The 21,473-nt window shown below is 69.6% G+C and carries 20 protein-coding genes and 3 pseudogenes; 12 read left to right on the top strand and 11 right to left on the bottom strand.

Going from position 1 to position 21,473, the window contains the following annotated elements; genetic code table 11:
• Positions 1-246: 246 nt before the first annotated feature.
• Positions 247-2,061, bottom strand: coding sequence for a gamma-glutamyltransferase (ggt, locus tag ABD357_RS03710; protein ID WP_344387452.1), 1,815 nt, complete (start codon positions 2,059-2,061; stop codon positions 247-249).
• A gap of 103 nt (positions 2,062-2,164) precedes the next feature.
• Here ggt and ABD357_RS03705 point away from each other — a divergent pair, with 103 nt between their 5' ends.
• Entirely contained in the window at positions 2,165-2,935 is a 771-nt protein-coding gene (locus tag ABD357_RS03705) for a hypothetical protein (RefSeq protein ID WP_344387451.1), read from the top strand.
• A gap of 116 nt (positions 2,936-3,051) precedes the next feature.
• The gene (locus ABD357_RS03700; RefSeq protein WP_344387450.1) at positions 3,052-4,635 is read left to right on the top strand and encodes an alpha/beta fold hydrolase; all 1,584 of its coding nucleotides are present in this window, start codon (positions 3,052-3,054) and stop codon (positions 4,633-4,635) included.
• A gap of 93 nt (positions 4,636-4,728) precedes the next feature.
• On the opposite strand, the gene ABD357_RS03695 is transcribed toward ABD357_RS03700, so the two are convergent.
• Both ABD357_RS03695 and ABD357_RS03690 read right to left on the bottom strand, forming a co-directional pair.
• A complete protein-coding gene (locus tag ABD357_RS03695) occupies positions 4,729-5,472 on the bottom strand; it encodes an amino acid ABC transporter ATP-binding protein (protein ID WP_344387448.1) in 744 nt (247 codons plus the stop codon).
• Positions 5,473-5,685: 213 nt separating this feature from the next.
• Positions 5,686-6,123, bottom strand: a complete 438-nt coding sequence (locus ABD357_RS03690; RefSeq protein ID WP_344387447.1) for a DUF6278 family protein — start codon at positions 6,121-6,123, stop codon at positions 5,686-5,688.
• Between the two features lie 254 nt (positions 6,124-6,377).
• Here ABD357_RS03690 and ABD357_RS03685 point away from each other — a divergent pair, with 254 nt between their 5' ends.
• Entirely contained in the window at positions 6,378-8,093 is a 1,716-nt protein-coding gene (locus tag ABD357_RS03685; RefSeq protein ID WP_425584731.1) for an SGNH/GDSL hydrolase family protein, read from the top strand.
• A gap of 113 nt (positions 8,094-8,206) precedes the next feature.
• Here ABD357_RS03685 and ABD357_RS03680 read toward each other — a convergent pair whose 3' ends face one another.
• The 5 genes and pseudogenes from ABD357_RS03680 to ABD357_RS03660 form a co-directional block, all read right to left on the bottom strand.
• Positions 8,207-8,986 (bottom strand): exodeoxyribonuclease III, encoded by a 780-nt coding sequence (locus ABD357_RS03680; protein ID WP_344387444.1) that lies wholly within the window; start codon positions 8,984-8,986, stop codon positions 8,207-8,209.
• Between the two features lie 53 nt (positions 8,987-9,039).
• The gene (locus tag ABD357_RS03675) at positions 9,040-9,675 is read right to left on the bottom strand and encodes an MBL fold metallo-hydrolase (RefSeq protein ID WP_344387442.1); all 636 of its coding nucleotides are present in this window, start codon (positions 9,673-9,675) and stop codon (positions 9,040-9,042) included.
• A gap of 69 nt (positions 9,676-9,744) precedes the next feature.
• On the bottom strand, positions 9,745-11,040 hold the full coding sequence (gene pcaDC / locus ABD357_RS03670) for a bifunctional 3-oxoadipate enol-lactonase/4-carboxymuconolactone decarboxylase PcaDC (protein ID WP_344387441.1): 1,296 nt from the start codon (positions 11,038-11,040) through the stop codon (positions 9,745-9,747).
• A 137-nt stretch (positions 11,041-11,177) separates the two neighbouring features.
• Positions 11,178-11,557, bottom strand: a pseudogene (locus ABD357_RS03665) (sodium:solute symporter family transporter); the annotation flags it as partial.
• A gap of 58 nt (positions 11,558-11,615) precedes the next feature.
• Positions 11,616-12,269: pseudogene (locus tag ABD357_RS03660) on the bottom strand (carboxyl transferase domain-containing protein); the annotation flags it as partial.
• Between the two features lie 552 nt (positions 12,270-12,821).
• Between ABD357_RS03660 and ABD357_RS03655 the strand changes: the two are divergent.
• On the top strand, positions 12,822-14,090 hold the full coding sequence (locus tag ABD357_RS03655) for an MFS transporter (RefSeq protein ID WP_344387440.1): 1,269 nt from the start codon (positions 12,822-12,824) through the stop codon (positions 14,088-14,090).
• A gap of 157 nt (positions 14,091-14,247) precedes the next feature.
• Here the strand turns inward: ABD357_RS03655 and ABD357_RS03650 are convergent, their stop codons facing one another.
• Entirely contained in the window at positions 14,248-14,946 is a 699-nt protein-coding gene (locus ABD357_RS03650) for a GntR family transcriptional regulator (RefSeq protein ID WP_344387439.1), read from the bottom strand.
• Positions 14,947-15,256: 310 nt separating this feature from the next.
• Here ABD357_RS03650 and ABD357_RS03645 point away from each other — a divergent pair, with 310 nt between their 5' ends.
• The 7 genes and pseudogenes from ABD357_RS03645 to ABD357_RS03615 form a co-directional block, all read left to right on the top strand.
• Positions 15,257-16,051: a putative hydro-lyase gene (locus ABD357_RS03645; protein ID WP_344387438.1), complete on the top strand. Its 795-nt coding sequence runs from the start codon at positions 15,257-15,259 to the stop codon at positions 16,049-16,051.
• 53 nt (positions 16,052-16,104) lie between these two features.
• Positions 16,105-16,869, top strand: a complete 765-nt coding sequence (locus ABD357_RS03640; protein WP_344387437.1) for a LamB/YcsF family protein — start codon at positions 16,105-16,107, stop codon at positions 16,867-16,869.
• Complete coding sequence (locus tag ABD357_RS03635; protein WP_344387435.1) at positions 16,866-17,558, top strand: 5-oxoprolinase subunit B family protein; 693 nt, start codon at positions 16,866-16,868, stop codon at positions 17,556-17,558. Before ABD357_RS03640 ends, ABD357_RS03635 begins: the two co-directional genes overlap by 4 nt.
• Positions 17,555-18,436 (top strand): 5-oxoprolinase subunit C family protein, encoded by an 882-nt coding sequence (locus tag ABD357_RS03630; protein ID WP_344387434.1) that lies wholly within the window; start codon positions 17,555-17,557, stop codon positions 18,434-18,436. The genes ABD357_RS03635 and ABD357_RS03630 overlap by 4 nt, the downstream gene beginning before the upstream one ends.
• A complete protein-coding gene (locus ABD357_RS03625; protein ID WP_344387432.1) occupies positions 18,433-18,684 on the top strand; it encodes a hypothetical protein in 252 nt (83 codons plus the stop codon). The genes ABD357_RS03630 and ABD357_RS03625 overlap by 4 nt, the downstream gene beginning before the upstream one ends.
• The gene (locus tag ABD357_RS03620; RefSeq protein WP_344387461.1) at positions 18,651-19,028 is read left to right on the top strand and encodes a PepSY domain-containing protein; all 378 of its coding nucleotides are present in this window, start codon (positions 18,651-18,653) and stop codon (positions 19,026-19,028) included. The genes ABD357_RS03625 and ABD357_RS03620 overlap by 34 nt, the downstream gene beginning before the upstream one ends.
• A 93-nt stretch (positions 19,029-19,121) precedes the next feature.
• A pseudogene (locus ABD357_RS03615) lies at positions 19,122-19,679 on the top strand (MSCRAMM family protein); the annotation flags it as partial.
• A 165-nt stretch (positions 19,680-19,844) separates the two neighbouring features.
• On the opposite strand, the gene ABD357_RS03610 reads toward ABD357_RS03615, so the two are convergent.
• Positions 19,845-20,387, bottom strand: coding sequence for a MarR family winged helix-turn-helix transcriptional regulator (locus ABD357_RS03610; protein WP_344387431.1), 543 nt, complete (start codon positions 20,385-20,387; stop codon positions 19,845-19,847).
• 50 nt (positions 20,388-20,437) lie between these two features.
• Here ABD357_RS03610 and ABD357_RS03605 point away from each other — a divergent pair, with 50 nt between their 5' ends.
• Positions 20,438-20,611: a hypothetical protein gene (locus ABD357_RS03605; RefSeq protein ID WP_344387430.1), complete on the top strand. Its 174-nt coding sequence runs from the start codon at positions 20,438-20,440 to the stop codon at positions 20,609-20,611.
• A gap of 82 nt (positions 20,612-20,693) precedes the next feature.
• Here the strand turns inward: ABD357_RS03605 and ABD357_RS03600 are convergent, their stop codons facing one another.
• A complete protein-coding gene (locus ABD357_RS03600; RefSeq protein WP_344387429.1) occupies positions 20,694-21,272 on the bottom strand; it encodes a dihydrofolate reductase family protein in 579 nt (192 codons plus the stop codon).
• Positions 21,273-21,473: the final 201 nt, after the last annotated feature.

Here is a 21,473-nt window from a genome sequence, read left to right as displayed (position 1 = left end):
GGCTGCGCTCGAGCGGGGGGACCCCCATCGCGGCGGAGCCGCTGATGTCACAGTCCCGCGCCCCTGGGTGGGTGGTGGGTGGTGGGTGGTGGGTGCGGGGGCAGTGGGCCGGTGGGCAAGTGCAGGCACGTGGTGGCTGGCGACTCCTGGCGCGCCCCTTCAGGGGCGCGGGGAACTGCGCGACAAGCCACGACGGACCCGCACTCGCCCATGAACCGAACCCACCGCCCCCGTGGGAGTGCCCGCTCAACCGCCGGAGGCAGTCGGTGTCACCACCATCGCCGAGCCGCCCCCGCGCCGTACCGTCTCCGCCGCCGCCAGCCACTTCCCGTCGGGCAGCCGCTGGACGCCCGTCGCCGCGCCGATCTCCGGGTTCTGCCGGAAGCCATGGCCGATCGACTCCAGCTGTGTCCTCGACTGGCTGTTCCACAGGCCCGGTTCGAGCTCGGTGGTCGTCTGGTTGCGCTGGCTGGCGCGTGGCGCGGCGATCGCGTCGACCAGCGGAAGGCCACGGTCGACGAAGCCCGTCAGCGTCTGCAGCACCGTCGTGACGATGGTCGCGCCGCCCGGCGAACCGAGCGCGACCACGGGCTTGTTGTGCTGGTCCAGCACGATCGTCGGCGAGATCGACGAGCGTGGCCGCTTGCCCGGACCCGGCAGATTCGGGTCGTGCACATCGGGGCTCGCGGGTGTGAAGGAGAAGTCCGTCAGCTCGTTGTTGAGGATGAAGCCACGGTCCGGGACGGTGATGCCGCTGCCGCCGGTCTGCTCGATGGTGAGGGTGTACGCGACGACGTTGCCCCACTTGTCGGCCGCGGTGAGATGCGTGGTGTTCTCACCTTCGTACGTCGTCGGTGCCGCCGTACCGCCGGTCGAGCAGGCCGCGGGGTTCCGCGGATCTCCCGGCGCCAGCGGGCTCTTCAGCACCGCGTCATCCTTGATCAGGCACTCGCGCGAGTCGGCGTACTTCTGCGACAGCAGTTCCTTCGTCGGTACGTCCTCGAAGGCGGGGTCGCCCACCCAGCGCCCCCGGTCCGCGAAGGCGATACGGCTCGCCTCGATGTAGCGGTGCAGGTACTGGACGTCCGAGGCCTTCGAAAGGTCCGTGTTCTCAAGGATGTTGAGCGCCTCCCCGACCGTGGTGCCGCCGGAGGAGGAGGGGGCGATGGAGTAGACGTTCAGACCGCGGTACTTCGTCTTCGTCGGGGCCTGCCGCTTCGTCTCGTACGCGGCGAGGTCCTTGAGGGACAGTTCACCCGGGCGTGCGTTGCGTCCCGAAGCCGGGTCCACGGGCGGGTCGTTGACCGTGTCGACGATGTCGCCGGCCAACTCGCCGTGGTAGAGCGCACCGACGCCCTTGCGGCCCAGCTCCTCGTACGTGCGCGCCAGATCGGGGTTCTTGAACGTGGCGCCGACCACAGGCAGTTGGCCGCCAGGGAGGAACAGCTCGGCCGTGTCGGGGAAGTCCTTGAAGCGCGCCTGGTTGGATTCCGTCTGGGAGCGGAACGTCGGGTCGACGGTGAACCCTTCGCGCGCGAGCCGCTCGGCGGGCTTCAGCAGCGGGCCGAGCCGCTTGCTGCCCCAGGCGTCGAGCGCCGTCTGCCAGGTGGCGGGCGTGCCGGGCGTCCCCACACCGAGCCCGCTGGTCACCGCGTCGGCGAACGGGATCGGTTGCCCGTTCTCCAGGAAGAGCCCCGAGTCGGCGGTCTGCGGTGCCGTCTCGCGTCCGTCGATGGTGTGCACCGTACGGGACTTGGCGTCGTAGTAGACGAAGTAGCCGCCCCCGCCGATGCCCGAGGAGTACGGCTCGGTGACGCCGAGCGCCGCTGCCGTGGCGACGGCCGCGTCCACCGCGTTGCCGCCCTTGCGCAGGACCTCGATACCGGCGGCGGACGCGTCGGCGTCCACGCTCGCCACGGCCCCGCCGTATCCGACGGCGACCGCCTCCTTCTCGGGCGGCGCGCCCGCCGGCGCGGACGGGGGTGCCGCCGCCCCGACCGACACCACGGCGGCCGAGACCGCCAGGACCGCGAGATTCCGTCTGACCGGACGACGACCCATCCCTACCTCCAGTTAACAGCCGTCTGCGCAGCGTACTTCTTTGCCATGATCCCGTCAGGACTCCTCGAACAGCGTTCCGGCGCGCCCGCTACCATGCGCGCCCATGAATGACGACGTGCGCAACATCGTTCTTGGCGTGGTCCTGGCCGTCATCGGCGCCGCGCTCGGCTGGCTCGCCCGTACGTACCTGTGGAATCGCAAACTCCGCCGTAAGCAGGCGTTCTTCGGGCTGCCCGAGAACTCCGAGTCGCTGCTGGTGGTGAATCGTGATGCGGGCGGCCCGGATCTCACGGTCGTGCGCCACGATGTGGCCGCGCTGCTCGAACTCGCCGCGCTGATCAAGGACTGCGGCGCACACTCCCAGCTCGTCGCCCACGACGCGGTGCAGCAGGGTTTCGGGGAGCGTACGGAAATCTGCGTGGGCCATCCCTCGGCAAATCGCCGGATGGCCGCGCATCTGCACTCGCTGCTCCCGGGCATCCGCCTCAACACGGACCCGGAGCCGGGCCCGGACCGCGGCGCCTTCCAGATCGGCGGGGAGACCTATCGCCTGGAACCCGGCAGGAACGAGTACGCGTTTCTCGCCCGGCTCACCGCGGGCCAGGGCCATGACACGACGAGACCTGTGTTCGTCTTCTGCGGCCAGCGCGCGATCACCAACCAGGCGGCCACCCGCTATCTCGCCCGCCATCATGAGCGGCTGGCGCGCAAGCACGGCAACAACTCCTTCGTCCTGCTCCTGAAGGTCGTCAACTCCCAGGCGTACGGCTCCGATGTCGTCGAACTCGTCGCGGACGTCACAAAGGCCGCGCAGGCGCCGCCTCCGGCGCCGGCGCCGGAGGCGGCTCCCCAGAAGGGACATCGCACCTCCTAAGTCCCTACACATTTCAACGATCGTTACTCGCACGTAACTTACCGACGGGTTACCTGCGGTAAGAGACGGCGGTTACCGTCGGGTCACTTTGCACTTACACGAGTGAGGAGTGACCCGTGGGAAGCCCTCGCAAAGCCCTGCGTACCACCGCAGTTGGTGCCGTTTCGGCGACCTTGCTCGCCGGCACGGCCCTCACCATCGCCCCCGCCGCACAGTCGGCGCCCGCCGTGTCGGCCGCGGCCGGCGTCCGGTTCGTAGACATCGCCGGCGACGGCGGCACGACCCTCAAGGCCAACGTCGTCACCCCCACGGTCGACGATGGCACCCGCCGCTACCCGCTGATCGTGCTGCCGACGAGCTGGGGACTGCCGCAGGTCGAGTACCTCGCGCAGGCCCAGAAGCTCGCCAACTCCGGCTACGTGGTCGTCAGTTACAACGTCCGCGGCTTCTGGCAGTCCGGCGGCCACATCGAGGTGGCGGGCCCGCCGGACATCGCCGACGCCTCCAAGGTGATCGACTGGGCCCTCGCCAACACCCCGGCCGACGCCGACCAGGTCGGCATGGCGGGACTCTCGTACGGCGCGGGCATCAGCCTGCTCGCCGCCGCACACGACAAGCGCGTCAAGGCAGTTGCCGCGCTCAGCGGCTGGGCCGACCTGATCGACTCGATCTACTCCGGCCGCACCCAGCACTCCCAGGCGGCGGCCCTGCTGGACGGGGCGGGCAACATCACCGGCCGCCAGAGCCCCGAACTCAAGCAGATCTTCAAGGACTTCTTCGCCTCCAACCTGGCCAGGGAGCCGGAGCTCATCGCCTGGGGGAAGAAGCGTTCCCCCGCGACGTACGTCGACCGGATCAACGCCAACGGCACGGCGGTCATGCTCGCCAACGCCTGGGGCGACACGGTCTTCCCGCCCAACCAGTACGCCGACTTCTACGAGAAGCTGACCGGCCCCAAGCGGCTGGAACTGCGCCCCGGCGATCACGCCACCAACGAGGCGACCGGACTGCTCGGCCTGCCCAACGACGTGTGGACCGACACCGCCCGCTGGTTCGACCACCACCTCAAGGGGGCGAACAACGGCATCGACCGCGAGCAGCCCGTCCGGCTCAAGTCCCGCTCCACAGGCGGCTACGAGGGCTATCCCGACTGGAAGTCGGTCACCGCGACACGGAAGAAGATCGACCTCGCGGGCACCACCACGATTCGCGCGAACATCAACTCCGGTGCGGACGGCGGGATCATCTTCCTGTCCAGCATCCTCGACCAGGTGGCCCAGCTGCCCCCGATGGCTTCGATGCCGCTCCTGCCCCGCCGGTACGCCGCCGTATGGCAGTCGGAGAAGTACAAGAGCGCCCAACTGGTGCGCGGGACCACGAAGCTGCACACCACGGTCACCAGCACCAAGGAGAGCGGCACCCTCATCGCGTACCTCTACGACGTGGGCCCGCTCGGCATCGGCAAGCTGGTCAGCAACGCGCCGCACACCTTCCACGGGCAGACGCCGGGCAAGCCGTTCGGCGTCGACCTGGAGCTGTTCTCCACGGCCTACGACGTCCCGGCGGGGCACCGTCTCGCCCTGGTCGTCGACACGGTCGACCCGCTCTACATCGAGCACAATCCGGACGGCGCGCAGCTGACCTTCTCCTCACCCGTGGCCGACCCGTCGTACGTGTCGGTCCCGCTGCGCGAGCAGTGATCTCCGGCTGCTGCCGGGCGGGCCATCGCCATCGCCCTCCCCATCACCCGTGAGTTGCCGCTCCCCCAAGCCAGTTCTCGGACCCGCCACCCGTCAGTGCTTGAGGATCTTGGAAAGGAAGTCCTTGGCACGGTTGCTCCGCGGGTCGGTGAAGAACTCCTCGGGGGTGCGGTCCTCGACGATGCGGCCGTCGGACATGAACACGACGCGATCGGCGGCGGAGCGGGCGAAGCCCATCTCGTGGGTGATGACCATCATGGTCATGCCCTCGCGCGCGAGCTGCTGCATCACCTCCAGCACCTCGTTGATCATTTCCGGGTCGAGTGCCGAGGTCGGCTCGTCGAACAGCATCGCCTTGGGGTCCATGGCGAGAGCGCGGGCGATGGCCACGCGCTGCTGCTGGCCACCGGAGAGCTGTGCCGGGTACTTCGGGGCCTGGTCGGCGAGGCCCACCCGGTCGAGGAGCTGACGCGAGCGACGGTCGGCCTCGTCCTTCTTGCGTCCGCGGACCTTGGCCTGCCCCAGCGAGACGTTCTGCAGGACCGTCTTGTGCGCGAAGAGGTTGAACGACTGGAAGACCATCCCGATCTCCGCGCGGAGCCTCGCGAGGTCCTTGCCCTCCTCGGGCAGCAGCTTCCCGTCGAGCTTGATCTCCCCCGACTGGATCACCTCGAGCCGGTTGATCGCCCGGCACAGCGTCGACTTGCCCGATCCCGAGGGGCCGATGACCACGACCACCTCCCCCTTGCCGACGGTGAGATTGATGTCCTGGAGGACGTGCAGATCGCCGAAGTACTTGTTGACGTCATGCAGCTCGATCAGGGGATCGACAACCATGCCCGGCCCTACTCACTCTCAGCTGTGTCGCGGTGACCGCAAACTATCCAGACAGAAGTGCACTCAATGTACGACACGCACCTTTCGGACATAACCCCTGTCTGCCGCCGGTTGATGCGATAGGGGTTGCTGGGGTGAGGAGGACCGCTGAGGTGGTGGACACGCCGGGGATGACGTGCGCCTGGGATGACCCGGGCCGAGGACGGCGCCGGATTACGCCTCCGAGACCTCGCCGTACAGCTGGGAGAGTTCCGGTACGCCGCTGGCCGCCCACTCGTGCCCGGCGGCGACGACGTCGATCTCCCGGCCGGATTCCAGCCGTATCACCGGCTGGCCGTCGGGCCACAGCTGCCAGGCCGCGCCGGGGACCGTGCGCAGGATGACGGTGCCGAGATACAGGCCGGCGTCGTTGCCGAGCCAGGGCAGGCTCTCCTCGTCGTCGCGCCAGCGCGGCAGCAGCTGGTCGAGCGCCTCCAACGAGGCCGGGGAGTCGTCGAGTTCGATCCCCGCCCGGTACGCCTGGGAGCGCAGCAGTTCGCACTCGGAGAGCAGCTCGGCCACTCCCTCACGATCGCTCTCGCTGTCGGAGAAGACAGTGACTCTGGCGGGGTCTCGCTTCTTGCGCCAGTTGCCCAGGAACGAGATGTTCATACTCCCAGCCTGTCATCCGTATCGCCCGGCGCACCACAGGGCACGCTGGGCCGCTTGTTCCAGGGGATTTCGCCCGGTGTTCGCGCGTCGATCATTGACGGGTCCCTGACGTCTCCTTAGCTTCGCGGAGCACCTGTGGTCTCGCACCTGTCGTGTCACATCTGTCGTCTCGCATGTGTCGTCTTGTCGGCAAACGGGAGGAGTCGGTCGTGCACCGACGTGTCTGGGGTTCGGCCGTCGCTCTCGCTCTTCTCATGATGGCCGTGCCGACGGCGTCCGCGAAGGCCGGGCTGCCGACCCGGACCGGGCCGCTCCCGCTGGAGCGGCTCTTCGACAACACGGCCGTCAGCGCTGACACGCGGCCCGGCCAGGCGGACTTCGACGGCTCGGGCGGCTCCCTGTCGGCTCGTGACCTGGCCGCCGCGGGCTGGACGCCGGGCCGCACACTGACCGTTCAGGGTGCCCGGCTGACCTGGCCGCGCAGTGCGGCGGGCCGGCCCGACAACGTGCGCGCCGACGGCCAGTTGGTCCGGGTGCGCGGCCGTGGGGACGCCCTCGCCTTCCTGGTGGCAGGCACGGCCGGCGACGCGGTCACGGGCACGGGTGTGGTGCGGTACGCGAACGGCTCGCACTCCACGTACCGGCTGACCGCACCCGACTGGCGCCGCGGCCCCCTTGCCACAAAGGCCGTGGCACTGCCGCACGTCAACACGCCCGGCGGCCAACTCGCCGAGAAGGCACGGCTGTACGTCGTGACCGTGCCGCTCGCCGAAGGGCGGGACGTTGCCTCCGTCCAACTGCCGCGCAGTGACGAGCTTCATGTGTTCGCGCTGTCGGTACGCGCCGACTCGCCCGGATGGACGGGCAGTTGGGCCACCTCCACCTCCGGGTACGGGGCGGTCGGGCCCTGGACGGACCGGACGCTGCGCCTCGTGGTGCACACCTCGGCGGGCGGGCCGCGCGTACGGATCCGGCTCGACAACACCTTCGCCGCCGCGCCCGTACGGATCGGCAGTGCGACGGTGGCGGTCCAGGCGTCGGGGGCGAGCCCGCGGAGCGCTCCCGTGCCGCTGTCGTTCCGGGGCGGCGCCGGGACCGAAATCCCCGCGGGCGCACAGGCGTTCAGCGACCCGCTCGGCTTCGATGTGCCCGCGGACGCCAATCTGCTCGTGAGCTTCCATCTGCCGGGAACGGTGACCGCCGCGCCCATGCACAGCCTGGCCGTCCAGCGGTCGTACGTCAGTGAGCCGGGCGACCATGCCGCGGACGCCGGCCCGGACGCGTACACCTCGACGATCAGCAACTGGCCGCTGCTGACCGGTGTGGACGTGGGCGGCGGGCCCGGTTCCGTGGTGCTGCTCGGGGACTCGATCACCGACGGCGAGAAGTCGACGCCGGACGCGAACCTGCGCTGGGGCGATGTGCTCGCCAGGCGGCTGCGGGACCAGGACGTGGTCCCGCACTACGGGGTCCTCAACCACGGCATCTCGGCGAACCGTGTGGTCACCGACCGCTACCCCGGCGACGGCGTCTCCACCGACATGGGCGGCGTGAGCGCCCTGAACCGCCTCGACCGTGACGTCCTCGCCCAGACGTCGGCCCGTACGGCCATCGTCTTCCAGGGCGTCAACGACGTCCGCTGGGGCGCGAGCTCGGACCAGGTCATCGCCGGGCTGCGTGAGATCGCCGACCGGGCGCACGCGCGTGGGCTGCGGGTGCTGGCCGCGACGATCGTTCCCTGCGAGGGGGAGGCGCGGTGCACGGCTGCCGCCGATGCCAGCCGCTCCGCGGTGAACGGATGGATTCGGGCCAGCTCCTCGTTTGACGGGGTGCTGGACTTTGATGCGGTTTTGCGGGACCCGGAGCACCCCTCCCGGATGCTGCCGGTGTATGACAGCGGGGATCATCTGCATCCGGGGAATGCGGGGCTCGCTGCGCTGGCGGAGGCTGTGGATTTGACGTTGCTGTAGCTGCAGCGCCGCGGCTCCGCTCCGCGGGGAGGTCGTCATTCGGCTGCGGGCCGTCCGTGGCTGGTCGCGCAGTTCCGCGAGCCTCTTTGGGGCACGCCCCTGCGGGCGTCCGCTTACACGTCGACGTCCACTACCACCGGAGCGTGGTCGGACGCGCCCTTCCCCTTGCGCTCCTCCCTGTCCACGTACGCATCCGTCACCGCCTTCGTGAAAGGCTGGTTGCCGTAGACCAAGTCGATGCGCATGCCTCGGTTCTTGGGGAAGCAGAGCTGGCGGTAGTCCCAGTACGTGTACGGGTGGTCGTACTTGAGGGGGCGCGGGACCACGTCTGCCAGGCCTGCCTCGCGGAGTTCGGTGAGGGCGGCGCGCTCGGCGGGAGTGATGTGGGTGGAGCCCTCGAAGGCGGCGATGTCGTAGACGTCGTCGTCCGTCGGTGCGATGTTGTAGTCGCCCAGCACCGCGAACGGGCGGCTGCCGCCCGCGTCGCCCGCGACCGCTGCCTTCAGGGCCTCGATCCACTGGAGCTTGTAGGCGAAGTGGGGGTGGTCCACCTCTCGGCCGTTCGGCACGTACACCGACCAGACGCGGACCGGGCCGCAGGTCGCCGCTATGGCGCGGGGCTCCTGGACGCCGTCGTAACCGGGGTCGCCGGGCAGGCCCTTGACCACGTCTTCGAGGCCGCTGCGGGAGATCACCGCCACTCCGTTCCACCGGCCTGTCGCGTGCACCGCCGACTCATAGCCAAGCTTGGTCAGTTCGTCGGTGGGGAACTGCTCGGCGGTGGTCTTGGCCTCCTGGAGGCACAGCACGTCGGTGCCGCTGCTCTCCAGCCAGGCCAGCAGCCTGGGGAGGCGGGCGGTGATCGAGTTCACGTTCCAGGTGGCAATCCGCATGCCTCACAACCTACCGGCAGGGTCTGACAACGGACCCGCGGGAAGGCTTGCGCTCAGAGCTCGGCCGAGGCGCCCGGCGTCAGCCGCAGGTGCTCCGCGCCGCCCAGGCCGCCGATCTGCCGGTCGTAAATGGGGCGGGCCAGGTCGGTGAGGAGGGCGTCGTGGATGTCGTACGCGCGCTGCGGCTTGACCTCGCGTACGTACTCGATGATCTCGGCGATCTTGTTCCAGGGGGCCATCACCGGGAGCATCAGCGTCTCGACCGGCTGGTCGGGGACGGTGAGGGCGTCGCCCGGGTGGAAGACGCGACCGCCGTCCACGAGATAACCGACGTTGGTGATGCGCGGGATGTCGGGGTGGATGACGGCGTGCAGTTCGCCGTGGACCTGCACGTCGAAGCCCGCGGCGGTGAAGGTGTCGCCGTGGCCGACGGTGTGCACCCGGCCGGGGAACGCCGCCGCGATCTGGTCGGAGACGGACTTCAGGGTCCACAACTCTGCGCCGGGGTTGGCCTCGAGACCGGCCCGCAGCCGGCCCTCGTCGAAGTGGTCGGGGTGCTCGTGCGTGACCAGGATCGCGTCCGCTCCTACCGCGGCGTCCTCCTCGCTGAAACCGCCGGGGTCGATGACGAGCGTGCGCCCGTCCTTCTCGAGCCGGATACAGGCGTGCGACTTCTTCGTGAGCTTCATGAGTTCCATCCTGCCCCGCCCCCTGGAGCGGGCTCACCCCGGCAGCCCGCGCCCGGGATGTCCGGCGGCTCACTCCTGAGGCGTGGTCTCCTCGCGGATGACTTTCTGCGCCACCTTGAAGGCGCTGTTCGCGGCCGGTACGCCGCAGTAGACGGACGCGTGCAGGAGTACCTCCTTGATCTCGGCCGGAGTGAGGCCGTTGCGGAGGGCGGCCCGGGTGTGGAAGGCGAGTTCTTCGAGGTGGCCGCCCGCGACGAGGGCGGTGAGTGTGACACAGCTGCGGGAGCGTCTGTCCAGACCGGGCCGGTCCCATATCTCGCCCCACGCGTAGCGCGTGATGAACTCCTGGAAGTCCCCGGAGAACTCGTCCGCCTGGGCGAACGCCCGGTCCACATGCGCGTCGCCGAGCACCTCACGGCGGACCTTGATGCCCGCGTCGTACGGGTCGGGCCTGCCCAGGGCCTCGGGCTGCTCGGCGGCGGCGGCGATCTCGGCGACGGGCGCGACCGGCGGCGCCGCGGCCAGGACCGGCTTGACCGGGGACGCCGCGATCGCCATATGGCCGGAGGTCGTGTCGAAGGCGGGCTGCCAGGCGCTGCTGAAGTGCCGTACGAGCAGGTCGGTGACCGCGGCGGGCTGCTCCACGGGCACCAGGTGTGAGGCGCCGGGCACGACCGCGAGACGGGCGTCCGGTATTCCGGCGACCAGGGTGCGGGCCTCGGCGGGGCCGGTGACCTGGTCGTCGGAGCCGACGAGAACGAGCGTGGGCACACCGACCCGGCCGAGTTCGGGGCGTACGTCGAAGGAGGCGAGCGCCTCGCAGGCGGCGATGTAGCAGCCGGGGTCGGTGGTGCGCACCATCTGCACGGCCCACTCGGTGATCGCGGGCTGGGCGGCTGCGAAGCCGGTGGTGAACCAGCGCTCCGGGGACGTACGGGCGATGGGGTCGAGGCCGTTCGTCCGTACGATCACTCCGCGCTGGCGGAACTCGTCGGCCGTGCCGAAGCGCGGTGAGGCGGCGATCAGGGCGAGCGAGGCGACCCGCTCCGGGTGGCGCAGGGCCAGCTCCGTACCGATGGCGCCGCCGAACGCGCAGCCGGCGTAGCCGAACCGCTGGACGCCGAGCCCGTCGAGCGTGCCGAGCAGCCGCCCGGCCAGGTCGTTGACCGAACCGGACGGGTACGCGGGCGCGCCGCCGTGGCCCGGCAGGTCGAACCGGAACACCCTCCAGTGCTTCATCAGCTCCGGGACCTGTCGGTCCCACATGTGCCAGGTGGTACCGAGCGAGGGACCCAGGACCAGGACAGGTGCGTCATCTGGTCCGTCAAAGCGGTATTGCAGGGTGTTGGTACTGGTGTCGCTCACGCCGCTCACGCTCTCATATCCCACAATTTCTCAGGTGCCTGGGTCGGAACCCCATGCAAGCCATCCCACTTTGTGGCGGCTCCGCGAAGATCCTCTGCATCCGGCTTTGCGTACCACCTTTTCGTGGTCTTGACGTTTCAGGTGCCGGCGGAAGCGCCGGTGAGCACCCGGATCTCCGTCTCCCGGTAGTCGGCCCCTCCAGGCTCATGCCGGTCGCTGAGCGAGCCGAGCCAGCCCAGGAGAAAGCCGACGGGGACGGAGACCAGGCCGGGGTTACGCAGCGGGAAGACCGCGAAGTCGGCGTCGGTCAGCAGTGCGCCGGGATCTCCGGAAACAGCCGGGAGAGCACCACCAGCAGTACGGCCGTGACGAGGCCCCCGTACATGCTCCACACCGCTCCCCGGGTGGTGAACCCCTTCCACCACAGGTTGTACAGGAGGGTCGGCAGGACCGCGGAGGCCGCGATGGCGAAGGCGAGGCCGACGAGGAACGAGATGTTCAGGTGCTGGGCGAACATCGACCAGCTGCCGCATGTCGTAGGGCCGGTGCGAGGTTTCGGGGACGATCGTGTCGAGATCGCCGTCTTCGGCGTGGGTCTCCAGGTCGACGTCCTCGTCCGGGTCGGCCGGCGGGTCCTCCAGGTTGTTGGACGGCAGGTACGACAGCAGGTCCTTGACGTACTCGACGGCGTCCTCGTCACTGTCCGCCAGATGGTGCGCGCTGCCCGAGACGGTGTTGTGGGTGCGGGCGCCGCCCAGTTCCTCCACGTCGAAGCCCTCGCCGGTGATGGTGGTGACGATGTCGGGGGCGGTGGTGAGCAGGTGCGATGCCCGATCGACCATCACGGTGAAGTCGGTGAGCGCGATCGAGTGCACGCCGGTGCCGGTGCAGGATCCCGTGATGAGGGATATCTGGGGGACAACGCCCGAGGCCCGGGCATGGCGGCGCAGTACCCGACCGTACGCGCCCAGCGAACCGGTGCTGTCCTGGGAGCGCGTGCTGCCGGTGTCATGGATGGTGATGACGGGGCAGCCGGTCTTGAGGGCGAAGTCGATCGCAGTGCAGGCCCTTTGGGCGTGGGCCTCGCTCAGGGCGCTGCCCACGCCGGGGAAGCCGAAGGCGAAGACGGCCACAGGGCGTCCGTCGACCGTGCCGTGCCCGCAGACGGCGCCGTCGCCGGTGTCCGCAGGGCTGACGGCGTTCCATCCGAGGAACTCGTTCAGTTCCACGAACGAGTCCTCGTCGAGGAGTTGCTCCACCCTCTGCCGGGCGGTCACCCTGCCTGCGTCTTCTGTGTCCGGCGGGCCGGCGACGGTGCGGAAGAACGCGGCGGAATCGTTGTTGAGCGGCCACAGCTCCGTCGTCTTCCTGACGGTGGTGTGGACGTCGGTGGCGCCTCGACCATCCGGTGTCCCTCCTGTCGTTGCGCGCGTCACGGGTGAGGAAGTGGGCGACAAGAGATTCGGTTACCGGACTCCGCCGCTCGCCGACAGTAGTGATTGTGGAACGATCCTTCAATACTTGGTGGCAGTCCGGCCTTTGAAGCCCGATCACGTACCGGCTTACGGCGAAACAGGCGCGAAACGAGAAGGCTTCGTAGAAAAAACCTTCATACCTCTTGAAGGATCGTTCAACGATCTCTAGCTTGTTCCCACATCGAGCACCAAGCCAGGTACACGTACCGGCAAGGTCTCAGCGGCCGGACTCACGAGGACCGACCGACCCGCAACCGCTCCGACACGACGTCTCGTTGTGCCCGTCCCCTCTTCCGTGAGGTCCACGTGACAACCACTCCTCCAAGAACCACGGCCCGCGTGGCCGGCGAGGCGACCGGCGCCTTCGCCTGGTACCAGACGATGTCCAAGAGGGGTCAGCGCGCCTTCAAGGGTGCGTTCGGCGGCTACGCCCTCGACTCCTACGACTTCCAGGTGTTGCCGCTGGGCATGGCGGCCATCACGGCCTACTTCACCCTCAGCACCTCCCAGACCGGCCTGCTGACCACCGCCACCCTGCTCGCGTCCGCGGTCGGCGGTGTCCTCGCCGGTGTGCTGATCGACCGGCTGGGCCGGGTCAAGACCCTCATGATCACGGTGGTCACCTACGCCGTGTTCACCGTGGCCTGTGGCTTCGCCAACAGCTACGAGATGCTGCTCGCGATGCGCACGCTTCAGGGCATAGGGTTCGGCGGCGAATGGGCGGCCGGCGCCATTTTGGTCGCCGAGTACGCCAAGCCGCGCTACCGCGGCCAGGTCCTCGCCTGGGTGCAGTCCTCCTGGGCGGTCGGCTGGGGACTGGCCGTCATCATCTCCACCGTCCTCCTCGACACGGTGGACCAGGACATTGTCTGGCGGATCCTGTTCTGGACCGGCGCTCTGCCCGCCGTGCTGCTGATCTACGTTCGCCTCAAGGTCGAGGACGCTCCTGAAGTCGCGGAGAAGCTCACCAAGAAGGAGGCCCGCGTTCCGGTGACCGCCGTCTTCCGAGGCGGCCTGGCTCGCAAGACCATCTTCGCGACCATGCTGTCCATGGGCGTGATGGGCGGCTACTACACCTTCGCCACCTGGCTGCCCACCTACCTCAAGACCGAGCGCGGACTGTCCGCGGTCGGCACCGGCGGCTACCTCTTCGTACTCATCACCGGCGCCTTCCTCGGCTATGTCACCGCCGGATACATCATCGACCGTCTGGGCCGCAAGAAGTCCTTCGCCCTCTTCGCCTTCCTCAGCGCCGGCCTGCTCATGGCGTACGTCCAGATTCCCGCGGGTTCCAACACCCTGCTCATGTTCGCCGGCTTCCCGCTCGGCTTCTGCGCCTCCGCCATCTTCTCCGGCTTCGGCTCGTACCTTGCCGAGCTCTATCCGGTCCAGGTCCGCGGCACCGGCCAGAGCCTCACGTACAACGTCGGACGCGCCCTGGGGGCGATCTTCCCGACGGCCGTCGGGTTCTCCGGGGGTGTCGGCGGCGCGCTGACCTACGGCGCCATCGGCTACGCCATCGCGGTGGTCGCCCTCCTGGGGCTGCCCGAGACGAAGGGCAGCGAGCTCAGCTGACCCCGTTTCAGACCTCCCGTGGGGGGAGGCTGCCGGGCCGCACCCGTTCACCGGGTGCGGCCCGGCGTTGCGTCCATGGCAGCCCCCGGGGTCCGGGTCGCCGCGGCGGCCCCGGGACGGGGATTGAAGGTCACACCGGCTGTGGGCGCGGGCTGCCTCAAGGCCCCTGGAAGCGTTCCGAGTACCTCTCGACCAACTGCTTTTCAGCATCGTCGAGGTACGAGGTCAGCAGCAGCTCCGCCCTGACGACGTTCGCCTCCTGGAGGGCGGAGAGGATCTCCCGGTTGCGCGGCAGGTACGGCTCGTGAAAGCCGCGCGGATTGTCCATGGCGTGGAACACCAGACGCAGTTCGGCCAGCACACCCCGCATGAGCTCGTTCAGGCGGGTGCTGCGGGCGAGGGCCACCACGGCCTGGTGGAAGTGGATGTTGGCCGTCCCGAGGGCGGCCCAGTTGCTGTCCTCCGACGCCTTCTCACCCTCGGCGACCGCGGCCTCCGCCTGGCTCAGGTCGTAGGGCGGCATGCTCAGGCTGCGTACCGCGGCGCACTCGATGAGCTTGCGCACCCGGTAGATGTCGATGACGTCCTGGACGGTGAGCACGCGCACGAAGACGCCGCGGTTGAGTTCATGGGTGAGCAGCCCCTCGTGGGTGAGCAGGCGGAAGGCCTCGCGAAGGGTGTTGCGGGAGACCCCGAGAGCGTGCCCGATGGAGTCCTCCGAGAGTTTGGTGCCCGGCGCCAGATATCCCTCCGCGATGCGCGTGCGCAGAATCTCGGCCACCCGGTCGGCAGTACTGGAGCGTCCGAGCAGTTCGCGGTCACCCATGAGCACGGCCGGGTCGATCTCGGCAGCCATGACGTCCATCCTTCGAACAGGGCCGACCGGCATTCCGCGGCGGCTCCAAGCTTGTCTACACCAGTGAATCGAAAAAATGAGAACGAAACAACAAGCTCCCTTGTCGGATTGTTCAACGATCCTTTAAGGTTGGGCTCGCCGCGCAGCCCGGACTCTGGATCCCCGCTGGCGGCTTCCGTCCACCCTTCGTGAGGCGGAGCACCGAAGGTGCCGTGCCGCACGCCCACAGGGCAACCACCGCGGGCCGGAAGAAGGCCCGCGCTCCCCTTTGGCAACAGCGGGTCGGGCTGCCGTGACGAGAGGACCGCAGATGTCGCAAGCAGTTCACGCGGAGGCTCAGACACCCGGACAGGCCCGGGCCGTTTTCCGCGCGGGCGCCCGTGCGCCCACGAACGGCTGGTGTGCTGGATACACCCAGGCCAACCTCATCTCGGTACCCGCCGACTGCGCCTACGACGTTCTGCTGTTCTGCCAGCGCAACCCCAAACCCTGTCCGGTGCTCGACGTCACCGGCCCGGGGTCCTGGACCACGGTCCTCGCCCCCGACGCCGACCTGCGCACCGACGTCCCCCGCTACCGCGTCTGGTGGAACGGCGAGTTGGCCGACGAGCCGACGGATGTCGTCGACGTCCGGCGGGACGACCTGGTCACCTTCGTGATCGGATGCAGCTTCACCTTCGAGGGCGCGCTGGCCGACGCGGGAGTACCGATGCGCCACATCGACCAGGGGCGCAACGTCGCGATGTACCGGACGGACAAGCCGTGCCGGCCCGCCGGCCGGATGCACGGACCTCTCGTGGTGTCCATGCGTCAGATCCCGGCCGGTCTCGTCGAGACCGCGACCCGGGTGAGCTCTCTGATGCCGGCCGTGCACGGCGCGCCCGTACACGTGGGAGATCCCGCGGCGCTGGGAATCAAGGACCTCTCCCAGCCGGACTTCGGGGACCCGGTGGACGGCGATGCCGGGGACGTACCGGTCTTCTGGGCGTGCGGCGTCACACCGCAGGCCGCCCTGATGGCCTCACGGCCGCCCTTCGCGATCACCCATGCGCCGGGATACATGCTGATCACAGACGTCTGGGACGAGACCTGCCGCGTCGGGTGACGCCATCGGCCGCAGGACAGGAAACGGATGACCCCGAGGAGACCAGGCAAGCGATGACCGACAGCGTGATAGACCTCAACGCGGATCTCGCGGAAGGGTACGGCCGGTGGGCACTCACCGACGACGAGGCCCTGTTGTCCGTGGTCACCAGCGCCAACGTCGCCTGCGGCTTCCACGCGGGCGATGCCGCAACCATGCGCAGGGTCTGCGAGGGCGCGGCCGAACGGGGCGTCGCCGTCGGAGCGCACGTCGCCTACCAGGACCTGGCCGGGTTCGGACGCAGGGACATGCGCCTGCCCGCGGACGAGCTGGCTGCCGAGGTCGCCTACCAGATCGGCGCGCTCGAGGTCTTCGCCCGGGCGGCGGGAACGAAGGTCGCCTACGTCAAGCCGCACGGGGCGCTGTACAACCGGGTGGTGCACGACGAGGAGCAGGCCGAGGCCGTTGTCCGCGGGATCGTACTGGCCGATCCTCGTCTGCCGGTGATGTGTCTGCCCGGCTCCGCCGTCCTCCGCAGGGCGGAGCAGGCCGGGCTGGACGGCGTCACCGAGGCGTTCGCGGACCGTGCGTACACCGAGGCGGGGACGCTGGTCCCGCGCGGCACTCCGGGCGCCGTGATCACCGATCCCCGGAAGGTCGTCGAACAGGCCCTCGCGCTGGCCACCCAGGGCCGTACCACCACACTCGACGGCAAGCCCGTGACCGTACGGGCCAGGTCGCTCTGCCTGCACGGCGACACACCCGGAGCGGTGGAACTGGCCCAGCGCGTGCGTACGGCGCTGGAGACGGCCGGAGTCCGTGTGGAGGCGCGCAGATGAGGGCGCTGCCGGTCGGAGAGGACTCACTGCTGATCGACCTGGAGACTCCACAGGAAGCTCAGGCGATGCACGCGGAGCTGTTGCGCCGCCGCGACGCGGGCATGCTGATGATCAGGGAGATCGTTCCCGGAGAGAAGACGGTTCTGCTCTACGGAGTTCCGGACGCAGAACGTCTGCGTGCCGAGCTGAGCCGGTGGACCGTACCGGAGTCGGTTGCGGACAGCGGGCCGCTGCTGGAGATTCCGGTCCACTACGACGGCGTCGACCTCTCCGCCGTCGCCCGGTTGTGGGGCGTGAGCGAGGACGAAGTGGTGCGCCTGCACAGCGGCACCGAGCACCGGGTCGCGTTCTGCGGATTCGCCCCGGGATTCGCCTACATGACGGGGCTTGACGAGGCCTTCCACGTGACGCGGCGCGATGCCCCGCGCACCTCGGTGCCCAAGGGCTCGGTGGCACTCGCCGGCCCGTACACCGGCATCTATCCCAGGTCCTCACCGGGCGGCTGGCAGCTCATCGGCACCACTGAGGTTCCGCTGTGGGACATGGAACGCGAACCGGCGGCGCTGCTCAGCCCTGGCACGCGGGTGCGTTTCGTGCCCCAGGAGCCCGTCCCGGAACCGCCAGCGATTCCCACGTCCACCGGAACACCCGAGTCCGCGGCGAGCGGCCGGCACGTGAGGTACCCGTGAACGACGGCAAGCTCGAGGTCGTACGGGCCGGCGCCCTGACCACGCTTCAGGACCTGGGACGGTTTGGCCACGCGCATCTGGGCGTCCCTCGATCGGGGGCGCTCGACCAGCCGGCTCACCGACTGGCGAACCGGCTCGTGGGCAACACCGCGGACGCGGCAACCCTCGAGACCACGCTCACCGGGGTGGCGGTACGGGCCAGCCGCCCCGTGACCGTCGCCGTCACCGGTGCCCCTGCCTCGGTGCGGATCGACGGCCGTCCGGCGGCCTTCGCAAGCCCCGTGCACGTGCCGGCCGGAGCCGTGCTCGACGTGGGCAGTGCCGCCTGCGGGCTGCGCAGCTACGTGGCGGTGGGCGGCGCCATCGACGTCCCCCCGGTTCTGGGCAGTCGCTCCACGGACCTGCTCTCCGGCCTGGGGCCCGCGCCCCTGCGGGACGGAGACCTCCTGCCCCTGGGTGCGGCACGGGGACGGTCTCGTTACGCCGACACGGTGTTCTGGTCGCAGCCGCCCCGGGAACTGCTGCTGCCCGTGCTGCCGGGTCCGCGGGACAACTGGTTCACTCCCGCCGCCCTGCGCACTCTCGCCACAGCCCGGTTCACCGTCTCGTCCCAGAGCAACCGCATCGCCCTGCGGACGGACGGGCCCGTCCTGGAGCGCGCGGTGCACGGCGAACTGCCCAGCGAAGGCATGGTGATCGGGGCTGTCCAAGTCCCGCCCGACGGCAGGCCGGTGGTCTTCCTCGCCGACTGCCCCACCACCGGTGGCTACCCGGTGATCGGTGTGGTGCCCGAGAAGAGCCTGGCCGACGCCGCCCAGGCCGTGCCTGGCCTCCCCCTCCGATTCGTCCCCGTGCGCCGCCGCGCGCGAACCGCGTGACCGCACGCTCCACTCGCCGAAACGGCCACGCGGTCACGGGTGACGACGAGGCGCCGACGAAGAAGACCGTGACGGTGTCGAACGACAGCGACCGCGATGACGTCGACAACACCGACAACACGGCCCAGAACAGGGCCGAGGAGCAGGCCACCCGCGCCCCGGACGAGGACGCCGAGGACAAGGCCGAGAACGCAGCCGACGCGAGGCCGGGCAGATCACGGCCGCCGACGCGATCAGGGCGGCGCTGAAGCACGCGACTGGCACGGCGGTCTCGGCCGACCTGGACGACGAGGGCACGGCCCACCTCTGGGAGGTCGGCGTGCTGACCAACGGCGGTGCCTGGCACAGCATCCAGATCGACCCGGCCAGCGGCAAGGTTCGCGGCTCGCACACCGAGAAGGACGACGACGGTGACGATGCCGCCGAGACCGCGCAGATCCGTGCCGCCCTGAAGGGGAGCTCCGTAACTGCCGCGGAGGCCGCCGAGGCCGCGGTCGCCAAGGGCACGGTGACCGCCGCCGACGGCACCGGCAGCGACTGGCGCGTGAACCCCGACTCCGGCAAGGTCACCGCCGACCGCTCGAACGACTGACCCAGGCACAGAACGACCGGGAGGAGTGACCCCGCCGCCCGCCGCCCCCGTCGGCCGACAGCCACTCCCCCCGGAGGGTCGTCGCTCGGCAATCAGGCGTCCACGGTCGTGGTCGGCGGCGAGCCGGTCTCGCACGACATCCTGCTTTCCGGCACCAGTGGCCTGCTCGGCACGGTCACCTCGGCCGACCACAAGGAGCCGGTCGTCGGCGCCATGGTGGTCGCGGCCGACGTGCTCGCCGCCGGACTCACCGACACGGACGGCACCTTCACCTTCGCCGAGCTGGTGCCCGGACCGCTGACCCTCGCGGTGACCGCGGCCGGGTTCCGGCCCGTTGCGCTGCCCGTCGAGGTCACCGCGCAGGGCGTCACCAGGAACGAGGTCGCGCTGTCCTCCGGCTCGCAGGTGCAGGGCGCGGTCACGGCCGTGGGCCGGCCGCTGAACGACGTGCGGGTCACGCTCGTCGACGCGGCCGGCAACGTCGTGGCCACCACGACGACCGGCGAGGACGGCGGCTACGCCTTCACGGACCTGGACGGCGGCGAGTACATGCTCATGGCGACCGGCTACCCGCCGAAGGCCACACACCTGACCGTGCACGGCTCCGGTGTGGACGGCCACGACATCGAGCTCTCCCACGTCGGCGAGTGACGGTCGCCGGGCCGGGCGCGCCGAGAGCGGAGGCTCGCCCGGCCCGGTCGGGGAAGAACCGGGCTCGGTGGTGGGGAACGGCAGGGGACGGCCGGCCACCACCGGTCCGGGATTCGGCACGCAAGGCATGAGTATCAGGGCCCCTGACAGGACGGAGAACCCAGGTCAGGCACCGAGGTCGGCAGCGGCCGCGGCGCCGACACCGGCATCCGAGCATGCGGCCCCGTCGGCCGTGGCGCGCGTTTCGCCGGGACCGGCGGCCATACGGCGGGTCACTTCGCCCAGCCCGTCGGCCAGTGCCCGCACCTGTTCGGTTGTGAGCACATCGAAGAACAGTTCCCGGACCAGCCCCACGTGGTCGGGCGCCGCCCGCTCCAGCAACGCCATCCCCTCTTCGGTGAGTACGGCGAACACCGCGCGATCGTCACTGGGACAGGAGCGCCGGCGCACCAGCCCGAGCTTCTCCATCTGCCCGATCTGATAGGTCAGTCCGCTCTTGGAGTTGACGAGGGCGCCGGCCAGCTCCGCCATCCGTAGCTCCCGGTTCGGGGCCTCGCTGAGCCGGGCGAGGATCTCGTACTGCAGGCCGGACAGCCCGAAATCCCGCTTGGCCCGCTGCTCAAGTCGCCGGTACAGCAGCGCGTGCGCGGTGGTGAAGGCCGTCCAGGCACGCTTCTCCTCGTCGGTCAGCCAACGTGTATGCCCCACGTCACACCTCTCCCTTTTGTTCAAATTCGAATTCTATCCGGGGAGACGCCATGACCACCAGCACCGCCGCAGCGCCCGTCCGCACCCGGGTTCGCGTGAGGTGGTCACGTGGCTCCTGGCCGGTGGCGGCGCTGCACGGCTTCGGCGCCGCGGAACGGCTCGCCCGCCTCACCGGGATGTGGCGGCGGCACGCACCCGACGCGCCGGCCATCGGCCAGTGGTGACCGGCGTCTCCGCCGCGTAACTCAGCAGCCGGAACCTCCGGTCGGGTTCGGCTGCTTGACGCGGTGGGGTGCACGGTCGGACTCAGACATGCAGGGTGGGCCGGTAGATGAGCTCTTGGATGTGACCGTCAAGCGTCCGGCTCTCGATCAGCTCGAGGTCGAAGTCGGCCGCACCCTGGAAGACCGGGTCCAGCCCGGTCTGACCGGTGATCACAGGGAAGAGCGTCACCTGGACGCGATCGACCAGACCGGCGGCCATCAGCGCCCGGTTCAGCGACAGGCTGCCGTGCGAGCGCAACGGCACCTCGGACTCCTCCTTGAGCCGGGCGACGACGTCGACGGCGTCGCCGCTCACGACGGTCGCGTCCGGCCAGTCGAGAGGTCCTTCCAGTGTCGTCGACACAACCGTGGCCGGCAGGTTCCTCATCCGTGTGACCCATGGATCACGCACCTCGGACCCCTCGGTGCTCGCGGCCAGCATCCGCGCGAACGCCCGATACGTGTTGGCCCCGAAGACCATCCGCTGCTCCTCGCGGTACAGGGCGAGGCGGTGGCCGAGGAGCTCGGGACCTTGCTTGCCCCAGTAACCGGTCCAGTTGCCACTGGCGGCGCCGAAGCCGTCGAGGCTGGAAAAGACGTCGAAGGTGTAGGTAGCGGTCATGATGCTCTCCTCGAGTGCGGTTGATCGCGTGTTGGAGATACAGACCGGCAACCGCGGCGAGACTCATCGCCCTGGACCCCTGGAGTCCGACGCCCCGGATGCGGAGCATGTGCGCCTGACCTGCAACTTGTGAGGCAACGCCACGCTTTGGGGGGGTGGGACTGGCCTCGTTGGTCGTCATGGGTCTTGGCTTCATGAGTC

The sequence above is a fragment of the Streptomyces vastus genome, from assembly GCF_039532825.1.
In the GTDB taxonomy this organism is placed as follows: domain Bacteria; phylum Actinomycetota; class Actinomycetes; order Streptomycetales; family Streptomycetaceae; genus Streptomyces; species Streptomyces vastus.
Note: the sequence above shows the minus strand (reverse complement) of the source record. Positions and strands in the feature narration are given on the sequence as shown.

Coding starts and splice junctions, on each gene's coding strand:
- ABD357_RS03645 (WP_344387438.1), top strand. CDS start 15,257: ATGTCGCAAGCAGTTCACGCGGAGGCTCAGACACCCGGACAGGCCCGG.
- ABD357_RS03685 (WP_425584731.1), top strand. CDS start 6,378: ATGATGGCCGTGCCGACGGCGTCCGCGAAGGCCGGGCTGCCGACCCGG.
- ggt (WP_344387452.1), bottom strand. CDS start 2,061: ATGGGTCGTCGTCCGGTCAGACGGAATCTCGCGGTCCTGGCGGTCTCG.
- ABD357_RS03675 (WP_344387442.1), bottom strand. CDS start 9,675: ATGAAGCTCACGAAGAAGTCGCACGCCTGTATCCGGCTCGAGAAGGAC.
- ABD357_RS03650 (WP_344387439.1), bottom strand. CDS start 14,946: ATGGCTGCCGAGATCGACCCGGCCGTGCTCATGGGTGACCGCGAACTG.
- ABD357_RS03705 (WP_344387451.1), top strand. CDS start 2,165: ATGAATGACGACGTGCGCAACATCGTTCTTGGCGTGGTCCTGGCCGTC.
- ABD357_RS03695 (WP_344387448.1), bottom strand. CDS start 5,472: ATGGTTGTCGATCCCCTGATCGAGCTGCATGACGTCAACAAGTACTTC.
- ABD357_RS03680 (WP_344387444.1), bottom strand. CDS start 8,986: ATGCGGATTGCCACCTGGAACGTGAACTCGATCACCGCCCGCCTCCCC.
- ABD357_RS03690 (WP_344387447.1), bottom strand. CDS start 6,123: ATGAACATCTCGTTCCTGGGCAACTGGCGCAAGAAGCGAGACCCCGCC.
- ABD357_RS03600 (WP_344387429.1), bottom strand. CDS start 21,272: ATGACCGCTACCTACACCTTCGACGTCTTTTCCAGCCTCGACGGCTTC.
- ABD357_RS03640 (WP_344387437.1), top strand. CDS start 16,105: ATGACCGACAGCGTGATAGACCTCAACGCGGATCTCGCGGAAGGGTAC.
- ABD357_RS03635 (WP_344387435.1), top strand. CDS start 16,866: ATGAGGGCGCTGCCGGTCGGAGAGGACTCACTGCTGATCGACCTGGAG.
- ABD357_RS03605 (WP_344387430.1), top strand. CDS start 20,438: ATGACCACCAGCACCGCCGCAGCGCCCGTCCGCACCCGGGTTCGCGTG.